The organism is Methylobacterium sp. AC832 (assembly GCF_979256025.1).
On the sequence record NZ_CEEDMV010000012.1, the window covers coordinates 68,108 to 77,012 of the forward strand.

The window sequence follows — 8,905 nt, forward strand, 5'->3', positions numbered from 1 at the left end:
GGCGATGCCAGATCTCGCCGCGCGCAGATGCGCAATGGCGCGGACCAGCAAAGCGACCTCCGACGAATTACGGGTAGCGATGGCACAGGCCGGCATCGCCGCCGAGGCGGAGGACCTGCGCCCGATCGAGACCGGTCTCGTGATGGTCCGCGGGCGGATCGGTGGCGACGGACGGGCCTTCAACGTCGGTGAGGCCACGGTGACGCGCGCGGCAGTGCGCCTGCCCAGCGGCGAGACGGGGTTCGCCTACCATCTCGGCCGCGACCGGGTCCGCGCTCGACTTGCCGCCATCCTGGACGCGCACTGGCAGCGCCCCGAAGCACGGCCCGCCTTGGAGGCGGCGCTGGAGGCCATCGCCGGGCGCCGGGCCGAAGCGGTGCGGCAGGCGGCCCGCAAGACCGCGGCGACGCGGGTGAACTTCTTCACCCTGGCGCGGGGAGAAGATTGATGGCGCACACCCTCGCTCACGGCTTCGCCGATCCCGTCCACGAGGGTCAGGCTGTATTCCGCGCCGCGATGGAGGCCCTGAGCCGGCCCGGCCGGATCCGCCCCCTGGCTACGAAGCTGGTGCCACCTGCTCCCCTCATTCCCGAGCTCGCGGCGCTGGCCCTGGCACTGACCGATGCCGACACGCCAGTCTGGCTGGACGCGCCGCTGCGGGCCGAGCCGGCGGTCGCCGACTTCCTGCGCTTCCATACCGGAGCACCGATCGTCGACGCGCCGGGACAGGCAGCCTTCGCGCTGATCGCCGATCCTGTCTGCTGCCCGGACCTCATGGAATTTGCGCAGGGCACCCTCGCATATCCCGATGCCTCCACCACCATGATCCTCGCCGTCGAGACCCTATCCGACGCGGCCGGGCCGGCCTTCGCGGGGCCGGGTATCCGCGGCACCGTGCGCCTCGATGCCGGCCCCCTGCCCGCCGACTGGGCTTCACGCTGGGCCACGAACCATGCGGGCTTCCCGCAAGGGATCGACCTCTTGTTCGTCGCTTCCGCGCGCCTCGCTGGGCTCCCGCGTTCGGCGCGTCCCGTCGCTCCGGAGGCTCTGCCATGTACGTAGCGGTGAAGGGCGGCGAGGCCGCCATCGACAACGCTCACCGGCTGTTAGCCGAGGTCCGGCGCGGCGACCTGGCCGTGCCCGATCTCACGCTGGCGCAGATCCGCGAGCAGATGCGCCTCCTCGTCGATCGGGTGATGACCGAGGGCTCCCTTTACGACCCGGATCTGGCCGCCCTCGCCCTGAAGCAGGCGCGAGGCGACGTGGTCGAGGCGGTGTTTCTGGTGCGGGCCTACCGGACCACGCTGCCGCGCTTCGGCACCACCGAACCCGTCGACACCGGGGCGATGACGCTCGCGCGACGCATCTCCGCCACCTTCAAGGACCTGCCAGGCGGCCAGGTGCTCGGCCCGACCTTCGACTACACCCACCGCCTCGTCGATTTCGCCCTAGCCGACGGCGCCGTCCCCGAATCGGCCAACGAGGCCGAGCCGGAGCCGGATGCCGCGGCCAGCCCGCGAGTCACCGATCTCCTCGGCCAGGCCGGCCTGCTCGAGCCCTCGCCCCCGGACGCGGGTGCCCCGGTCGGCGACCTCACCCGCGAGCCGGTGGATTATCCCGCCGACCGGGCGGTCCGGCTCCAGGGGCTGGCGCGAGGCGATGAAGGCTTCATCCTGGCGCTCGGCTACTCGACGCAGCGCGGCTATGGCCGCACCCATCCCTTCGTCGGCGAGATCCGGGTCGGGGCGGTGGAGCTCGAATTCACGCCGGAGGAGCTCGGCTTCCCGGTCAGCCTCGGCACGGTCGACCTGACCGAGTGTCAGATGATCAACCAATTCCACGGCCACGGGGCGGTGCCGCCGCAATTCACGCGGGGCTACGGCTTGGTCTTCGGCCAGGGCGAGCGCAAGGCCATGGCGATGGCCCTGGTCGACCGCTCGCTCCGGGCCGCCGAACTCGGCGAGGCCGTGGTGGTCCCGGCCCAGGACCAGGAATTCGTGCTGGCTCATTGCGACAGCCTGCAGGCGACGGGGTTCGTCGAGCACATGAAACTGCCGCACTACGTCGACTTCCAAGCCGAACTCGAACTCGTCCGGCGACTGCGCGCCGAGCATGCTGCACGGGTGGCCGAGCCGGTCCCGGATGATTCCGCCCTACGGGAGGCCGCCGAATGAACCCGCAAGGTACCGTCACGGTCTCGGCCGGCACCGGCTACAACTTTGCCTATCTCGATGAGGGCACGAAGCGGATGATCCGCCGCGCCATCCTCAAGGCCATCGCGATCCCTGGCTACCAGGTGCCCTTCGCCGCTCGCGAGATGCCGATGCCCTATGGCTGGGGCACCGGCGGCGTACAGGTCACCGCCGCGATCCTCGGCGCGGCGGACGTCCTCAAGGTCATCGACCAGGGCGCCGACGACACCACCAACGCGGTCTCGATCCGCCGCTTCTTTACCGCCACCGCCGGGGTCGCGACGACAACACGGACGGGAGAGGCCACGGTGATCCAGACCCGCCACCGCATTCCGGAGGCGCCGCTGACCGAGGGGCAGGTTCTCGTCTACCAAGTGCCGATCCCTGAGCCCCTGCGCTTCCTCGAGCCCCGCGAGACCGAGACGCGCCAGCTTCACGCGCTGGCCGAATACGGCTTGATGCACGTCAAGCTCTACGAGGACATCGCCCGACACGGCCACATCGCCACCACCTACGCCTACCCGGTGGAAGTCGCCGGCCGCTACGTAATGGACCCCTCTCCGACCCCGAAATTCGACAACCCGAAGATGGACGACTGCCCCGCGCTCCAGCTCTTTGGGGCGGGCCGCGAGAAGCGCATCTACGCGATCCCGCCATACACCCGGGTGCGCAGCCTCGACTTCGAGGACCACCCCTTCCGGGTCCAGAGCTTTGACCGCCCCTGTGCAATCTGCGGCGCCGAGGGCGTCTACCTCGACGAGGTCGTCCTCAACGATGCCGGCGGGCGGATGTTCGTCTGCTCGGACACCGATCATTGCGAGACCCGCCGCGCCGACGGCCACACCGGAGAGGTCGCGTGATCGAACCCTTGCTTTCCGATCCTTTGCTTCCCGAGCCCCTGCTTACGGTCGAAGGCCTGACCAAGCACTACGGCCACCGCCTCGCCTGCGATGGCATCGGCTTCACCCTCGATCCCGGCGAGGTTCTGGCGGTGGTCGGCGAATCCGGCTCCGGCAAGTCGACCCTGCTGTCGCTCATCGCCGGCGAGGTCACAGCCGATGACGGCTCCGTCTCCTACCGCATGCGCGATGGCGCCACTCGCGACCTCGCGACCCTGAGCGAAGCCGAGCGGCGGGCTCTGATGCGAACCGACTGGGGCTTCGTGCGCCAGGACGCGGCGCAGGGCCTGCGCATGGCAGTCTCGGCTGGAGGCAATGTCGGCGAGCGCCTTATGGGGGTGGGCGATCGCCATTACGGTCGCATCCGCGCCACCGCCCTCGATTGGCTCGCCCGCGTCGAGATCGCCGCCGACCGGGTCGATGACCCGCCAACGCGCTTCTCCGGCGGCATGCGCCAGCGGCTGCAGATCGCCCGCAATCTCGTCACAGCCCCCCGCCTCGTGCTCATGGACGAGCCGACGTCGGGCCTCGACGTCTCGGTCCAGGCCCGCCTCCTCGACATGATCCGGGGGCTTGTGGCCGAGCTCGGCCTCGCGGTGATCATCGTTACCCACGACTTGGCCGTGGCACGCCTGCTTTCGCACCGCGTCCTCGTCATGCGGGCTGGCCGGGTCATCGAGACCGGTCTGACCGACCAAGTCCTCGACGACCCTCAGGCCGCCTACACCCAACTCCTCGTCTCCTCGGTGCTTGCCGCATGACGCCCTCTCCGACGACGCCCCTCCTGGTTTTCGACAACGTCGCCAAGAGCTTCACTCTGCACCTGCGCGGCGGCGCCGTGCTCCCCGTCATCTCCGGGGCCACCCTGGCGGTCTATCCCGGCGAGTGCGTCGTGCTCGGTGGCACCTCGGGTGCGGGTAAATCCTCGCTCCTTAAGATGGCTTACGGCAACTATCGCTGCGCCACCGGCGCGATCCAGGTCCGCGACGGAGCTCGCGAGATTAACCTCGCCACGGCCGCGCCGCGCCAGATCCTGGCCCTACGCCGCACCACCCTGTCCTACGTCTCGCAGTTCCTGCGGGTGATCCCCCGGGTCGGCGCCCGCGCCGTGGTGGAGACTGCCGGGATCGAGGGGGGGCTTACCCCGGAGGCGGCCCGCACCCGGGCCGGCGACCTCCTGACCCGCCTCAACCTGCCCGAGCGCCTGTGGGCGCTCCCCCCTTCCACCTTTTCGGGGGGCGAGCAGCAGCGGGTGAACATCGCCCGGGGCCTCATCGCAGAGCGGCCGATTCTGCTCATGGATGAACCCACCGCTTCCCTAGACGCCGCGAACCGGGCTGTGGTGGTAGACCTCATCGCCGAGAAGCGCGCGGCCGGCACCGCCATCCTCGGCATCTTCCACGATGCGGACGTGCGCCAGGCGGTGGCGACGCGCATCGTCGATGTCTCCGCCTTCCGTGGAGCTTTGGCGGCATGAACAAGACACCGATCGACCGGGAGAACACCAGCATGACGGACCGGGTCGAGATCCTCGAGAACGCGCGCCTCGTTCTGCCCGACCGGGTCGAGATCGGCTGGCTCGCCATGGTCGATGGGCGCATCGCCGAGATCGGGCCCGGCTCGGCACCCGAGCGCGGCCTCGATTGCGAAGGCGACACCCTCATCCCGGGCCTCGTCGAACTCCACACCGATCACCTGGAGAGCCACTACGCCCCGCGGCCCGGCGTGCGCTGGCACCCCCTTGGGGCGGTCCTGGCCTACGACGCGCAGATCGCGGCGTCGGGCATCACCACGGTGTTCGATTCGCTGCGCGCCGGCACCGACCCGGACGGCAGCGGCCTCGGCACCGAACTCGAGTTCCTCGCCGCCGCGCTGGCGGAGGCGCAAGACGCGAACCTGTTCCGGGCCGAGCACCGCACGCACCTGCGCTGCGAGATCCCCTCCGCGGACGTGGTCGAGACCGTGCGCGCCTTCGCCGGGCGCTACGCCATTGGCCTGCTCTCGCTGATGGACCACACGCCGGGCCAGCGCCAATTCCGGGATGTGGCCAAGTACTACGTCTATGCGGGGCGCGGCGGCCGCTCCCTGGAGGAGATCAAGCTCAGCACCGAGCGCAAGATGCGCGACGGTCACACCCTCAATGCCGTCAACCGCCCGGCCCTCGTCGCCCTGGCCCGGGAACTCGGCATTCCGCTCGCCAGCCACGACGACACCACTTTGGCCGACGTGACCCTCTCCAGGGATGAATCGGTGGCGATCGCCGAGTTCCCCACCACCCTCGAGGCGGCGGAAGCTTCGCACGTGGCCGGCATCACCGTGATGATGGGGGCGCCGAACCTCATCCGGGGCGGCTCGCATTCGGGCAACGTCGCGGCCCAGACCCTGGCAGAGGCTGGCTATCTCAGCATCCTCTCCTCGGACTACGTGCCGGCAAGCCTGCTGATGGGGGCCTTCGGATTGCCCGAGCGCGTGCCCGGCATCTCCCTGCCGGACGCCATCGCCACGGTGACGGCCAATCCCGCTCGGGCGACCGGGCTGACCGATCGCGGCCGTCTGGAGTCCGGTCTGCGGGCCGATCTCGTTCGTGTCCACCTCGCCCGGGGCGTACCGGTGGTTCGCCATGTTTGGCGCGCCGGCGAGCGGGTGGTGTGATGCCCGGCGGCTTCGTTCTCGTCGTCGGTCCGAGCGGGGCCGGCAAGGACACGCTGCTGCGGCTGGCACGGGAGGCTCTCGCCCGCGATTCCCGGTTCGTGTTCCCGCGCCGCCTCGTGACCCGGGCTCCTTCCATGCACGAAGACAACATCGAGATTTCGGAGGATGCGTTCACGGTCGGAGTAGCCTCCGGCACCTTCGCCCTGCATTGGCGAGCGCACGGCCTTGGCTACGCGATCCCCGGCGAGACCCTGGACCAAGTACATGCCGGGCGAGTGGTGGTTTGCAACGTCTCACGCCACATCGTCCAAACAGCCCGTTGCGTCCAGCGGTGCATCAGCGTCGTGTCCATTACCGCCTCGCCTGATATCCTCGCTCGCCGCCTCGCCGCGCGGGGCCGGCCGGAGGATGGCGATCTGCTCGCCCGCCTTGACCGCATCGTACCGATTGAGGCGGAGTGCACGATTCGGAACGATGCCGACCCGGCCAATGCGGCTGCCGAGTTGATCGCCTATCTGCGCGAGCAGGCGGCATGAGGTCCGATTCAGGTGCATGGTTCACACTCTATGGAGGCAGCAGACCCAAGTTGCGCTCCGATCTTATTCAGTATCGGCTCATGATCCACCTCTTGGTCCCCGGTAAATCTGGCGCTTTATGCCTATTTGGAAAGTGTGTAGCACGCGTAATTCTGTCGTTTCTATTTCAATCGTTCCGTTTCCTGCGACGGGGCGAAGCCTATCCATCTGGCAAGAGGTGAACGAGCGATGGCGGTGGTAGAAACGGTGGCGGGACTTGAGCGCATCTACGGTGAGTGGGGCGCCATCGGTGAAGCCTCCACCGCCAAGGTCGCAGATCACATCACCCCGCATTATCGGCGCTTCATCGAGGTTGCGCCTTTCGCATCCCTCGCCACCGCTGGTCCCGACGGACTGGACTGCTCTCCCCGTGGTGATCGTCCAGGGTTCACGCGCGTTGCTGATCCGCGCACGCTTCTCTTGCCCGATCGCCGAGGGAACAACCGGATCGACAGCCTACGCAACGTCGTGCGTGATCCAAGGGTCGGGCTTATGTATCTGATCCCCGGCATCGGCAACGCCCTTCGCGTGAATGGCCAAGCGGTCATCGACGATGATCGAACACTCTGCGCGTCATTTGCCGTAGATGGAAAAGCGCCTCGCACCGTCATGGTCATCACCGTCAAGGAAGTTTACTTCCAGTGCGCCCGTGCCTTGATCCGATCTGGCCTGTGGCTTCAGGCCAATCACGTAGATCCAAAGACGCTACCTTCTCCTGGCCAGATTTTGGCCGACCTTAGCAATGGCCGGGTCGGAGGGGAAATCTATGATTTAACGTGGGGCGAAAAGGCTAAGAAAACTATGTGGTAATTTAGGAGAGGCATCTATACGATTTCGATAATGGCTGCCTCTGATCAGAGGCAGCCTCTAGCGCTCTGTGCCGGCGAGGTATGCAACCCGCTCCGCCATCAAAGGGCGATATCTCAGCGCTTGGCAAACCCGACGTCGGCGGCGACGGCCTTCAATCGCTCCGGCTCACGCTCCTTGCGCTCGCTGTAGCGATTTACAAAGTCGTCGGCGCGTTCGCGGGTCAGTATCGTGAACTTCATCAACTCCTCGCACACGTCGACGACGCGGTCGTAGAGGGGCCCCGGCTTCATGCGCCCGGCCTCGTCGAACTCCTTGTAGGCCATCGGCACCGACGACTGGTTGGGGATGGTGATCATCCGCATCCAACGCCCGAGGACACGAAGGCTGTTGACAGCGTTGAACGATTGCGAGCCGCCCGACACTTGCATCACGGCCAAAGTCCTCCCTTGCGTCGGGCGCACCGAGCCCTCCGACAGGGGTAGCCAATCGATTTGGCTCTTGATGACGCCGGTCATGTTTCCGTGGCGTTCGGGACTGACCCAGACATGCCCCTCCGACCAGATCGAGAGGTCGCGCAGTTCCTGAACCTTGGGGTGGTCGGCGGTCGCGTCGTCCGGCAACGGCAAGCCGTGCGCGTCGTAGATCCGCACCTCGCCGCCCATCGCTTCCAGTAGGCGCGCGGCCTCGTAGGCCAGGAAGCGGCTGAACGAGCGTTCCCGCAGCGAGCCGTACAGGATCAGGAAGCGTGGGGCGTGGGTGAACGGAGTTCGAACCTGAAGATCGGCCGCCGTCGGGACCTTGAAGTGCCCCTCGCTCAGGTTGGGCAATCCGTCGGCGAAAGGCTGTTGGGGCTTGTCCAAGACGCTTCGGTCCTCTACGTTTCAATGATGGTTGAGATATTGACATCATGATGGACGAACGGCAAGCCGTCGCGGCCTTCGCGGCCCTCGGGCAGGAACATCGCCTAAGCATCGTGCGCCAGCTCGTGACAGCCGGGCCCGAAGGCATGGCGGCGGGCGTACTGGCCGAGGCGGTCGGGGTCTCGGGCACCAACCTGTCGTTCCACCTGAAGGAGTTGAGCCGCTCTGGGCTGGTCACCTCGCGACGGGAGGGACGCTCGATCATCTACAGCGCCGCCTACCCGGATCTGTCGGACCTGATCCAATTCCTGATGCGCGATTGCTGCCAGGGGCGCCCGGAGGTCTGCGCCCCTGTCGTCGCGGTTCTGTCCGCCTGCTGCAAGGAGAACGCCTGATGGACGTCGTGATCTACCACAACCCGGATTGCGGCACGTCCCGCAATACCCTGGCCCTCATCCGCAACGCCGGCATCGAGCCGCACGTGGTAGAGTATCTCAAGACGCCTCCGAACCGGCTCCTGGTTCGTCAGCTAGCCGACCGTGCCGGCCTCACGGTCCGCGACCTCCTCCGCGAGAAGGGGACGCCCTATGCTGAGCTCGGGCTATCGGACCCTAGCCTGACGGATGACCAAATACTCGATGCCATCGCCGAGCACCCGATCCTGTTGAACCGCCCCCTGGTGGTGAGCCCGAAGGGTGTCGCCCTGTGCCGCCCCTCCGAGGCGGTCCTCGACCTTCTTCCGGCCCAGCAGGGCGAGTTCGTGGAGGAAGACGGCGAGCGCGTCGTCGACGAGCACGGGCGCCGCGTCGCCACCGCCTGATCCGCTCCACGTACCCAAGGACAAGAAACGGTCCCGATGCTCGCGCTCGCCATCTTCGTGGTCACCCTCGTCTTCGTCATCTGGCAGCCGAAGGGGT

At 67.5% G+C, this 8,905-nt stretch carries 12 protein-coding genes; 11 read left to right on the top strand and 1 reads right to left on the bottom strand.

Annotated elements, in window-relative coordinates:
- The first annotated feature begins 4 nt into the window (after window positions 1-4).
- From phnG to AC0IXR_RS24060, 9 genes are all read left to right on the top strand, one after another.
- The gene (phnG, locus tag AC0IXR_RS24020; protein WP_471762460.1) at window positions 5-448 is read left to right on the top strand and encodes a phosphonate C-P lyase system protein PhnG; all 444 of its coding nucleotides are present in this window, start codon (window positions 5-7) and stop codon (window positions 446-448) included.
- Window positions 448-1,062 (top strand): phosphonate C-P lyase system protein PhnH, encoded by a 615-nt coding sequence (gene phnH, locus AC0IXR_RS24025; RefSeq protein ID WP_461228506.1) that lies wholly within the window; start codon window positions 448-450, stop codon window positions 1,060-1,062. The genes phnG and phnH overlap by 1 nt, the downstream gene beginning before the upstream one ends.
- Window positions 1,053-2,174: a carbon-phosphorus lyase complex subunit gene (locus tag AC0IXR_RS24030; RefSeq protein ID WP_471762461.1), complete on the top strand. Its 1,122-nt coding sequence runs from the start codon at window positions 1,053-1,055 to the stop codon at window positions 2,172-2,174. The genes phnH and AC0IXR_RS24030 overlap by 10 nt, the downstream gene beginning before the upstream one ends.
- Complete coding sequence (locus AC0IXR_RS24035) at window positions 2,171-3,052, top strand: alpha-D-ribose 1-methylphosphonate 5-phosphate C-P-lyase PhnJ (protein WP_471762462.1); 882 nt, start codon at window positions 2,171-2,173, stop codon at window positions 3,050-3,052. The genes AC0IXR_RS24030 and AC0IXR_RS24035 overlap by 4 nt, the downstream gene beginning before the upstream one ends.
- 23 nt (window positions 3,053-3,075) lie before the next feature.
- Window positions 3,076-3,852: a phosphonate C-P lyase system protein PhnK gene (gene phnK / locus AC0IXR_RS24040; RefSeq protein ID WP_461229710.1), complete on the top strand. Its 777-nt coding sequence runs from the start codon at window positions 3,076-3,078 to the stop codon at window positions 3,850-3,852.
- On the top strand, window positions 3,849-4,568 hold the full coding sequence (gene phnL / locus AC0IXR_RS24045) for a phosphonate C-P lyase system protein PhnL (RefSeq protein ID WP_471762463.1): 720 nt from the start codon (window positions 3,849-3,851) through the stop codon (window positions 4,566-4,568). Before phnK ends, phnL begins: the two co-directional genes overlap by 4 nt.
- A gap of 32 nt (window positions 4,569-4,600) precedes the next feature.
- A complete protein-coding gene (locus AC0IXR_RS24050) occupies window positions 4,601-5,743 on the top strand; it encodes an alpha-D-ribose 1-methylphosphonate 5-triphosphate diphosphatase (protein WP_471762469.1) in 1,143 nt (380 codons plus the stop codon).
- Window positions 5,743-6,279 (top strand): phosphonate metabolism protein/1,5-bisphosphokinase (PRPP-forming) PhnN, encoded by a 537-nt coding sequence (phnN, locus tag AC0IXR_RS24055; RefSeq protein ID WP_471762464.1) that lies wholly within the window; start codon window positions 5,743-5,745, stop codon window positions 6,277-6,279. Before AC0IXR_RS24050 ends, phnN begins: the two co-directional genes overlap by 1 nt.
- Before the next feature lie 228 nt (window positions 6,280-6,507).
- A complete protein-coding gene (locus AC0IXR_RS24060) occupies window positions 6,508-7,128 on the top strand; it encodes a pyridoxamine 5'-phosphate oxidase family protein (RefSeq protein WP_471762465.1) in 621 nt (206 codons plus the stop codon).
- A gap of 113 nt (window positions 7,129-7,241) precedes the next feature.
- On the opposite strand, the gene arsH is transcribed toward AC0IXR_RS24060, so the two are convergent.
- The gene (arsH, locus tag AC0IXR_RS24065) at window positions 7,242-7,988 is read right to left on the bottom strand and encodes an arsenical resistance protein ArsH (RefSeq protein WP_471762466.1); all 747 of its coding nucleotides are present in this window, start codon (window positions 7,986-7,988) and stop codon (window positions 7,242-7,244) included.
- Window positions 7,989-8,035: 47 nt separating this feature from the next.
- On the opposite strand from arsH, the gene AC0IXR_RS24070 reads away from it, so the two are divergent.
- Entirely contained in the window at window positions 8,036-8,383 is a 348-nt protein-coding gene (locus AC0IXR_RS24070) for an ArsR/SmtB family transcription factor (RefSeq protein ID WP_461228499.1), read from the top strand.
- The gene (gene arsC, locus AC0IXR_RS24075) at window positions 8,383-8,808 is read left to right on the top strand and encodes an arsenate reductase (glutaredoxin) (protein ID WP_471762467.1); all 426 of its coding nucleotides are present in this window, start codon (window positions 8,383-8,385) and stop codon (window positions 8,806-8,808) included. The genes AC0IXR_RS24070 and arsC overlap by 1 nt, the downstream gene beginning before the upstream one ends.
- Window positions 8,809-8,905: the final 97 nt, after the last annotated feature.

Bases quoted from the DNA above. Each gene is read 5' to 3' on its own strand.
- AC0IXR_RS24050 (WP_471762469.1), top strand. From the start codon at position 4,601: ATGACGGACCGGGTCGAGATCCTCGAGAACGCGCGCCTCGTTCTGCCC.
- AC0IXR_RS24030 (WP_471762461.1), top strand. From the start codon at position 1,053: ATGTACGTAGCGGTGAAGGGCGGCGAGGCCGCCATCGACAACGCTCAC.
- phnG (WP_471762460.1), top strand. From the start codon at position 5: ATGCCAGATCTCGCCGCGCGCAGATGCGCAATGGCGCGGACCAGCAAA.
- phnN (WP_471762464.1), top strand. From the start codon at position 5,743: ATGCCCGGCGGCTTCGTTCTCGTCGTCGGTCCGAGCGGGGCCGGCAAG.
- phnH (WP_461228506.1), top strand. From the start codon at position 448: ATGGCGCACACCCTCGCTCACGGCTTCGCCGATCCCGTCCACGAGGGT.
- AC0IXR_RS24060 (WP_471762465.1), top strand. From the start codon at position 6,508: ATGGCGGTGGTAGAAACGGTGGCGGGACTTGAGCGCATCTACGGTGAG.
- arsC (WP_471762467.1), top strand. From the start codon at position 8,383: ATGGACGTCGTGATCTACCACAACCCGGATTGCGGCACGTCCCGCAAT.
- phnL (WP_471762463.1), top strand. From the start codon at position 3,849: ATGACGCCCTCTCCGACGACGCCCCTCCTGGTTTTCGACAACGTCGCC.
- AC0IXR_RS24035 (WP_471762462.1), top strand. From the start codon at position 2,171: ATGAACCCGCAAGGTACCGTCACGGTCTCGGCCGGCACCGGCTACAAC.
- AC0IXR_RS24070 (WP_461228499.1), top strand. From the start codon at position 8,036: ATGATGGACGAACGGCAAGCCGTCGCGGCCTTCGCGGCCCTCGGGCAG.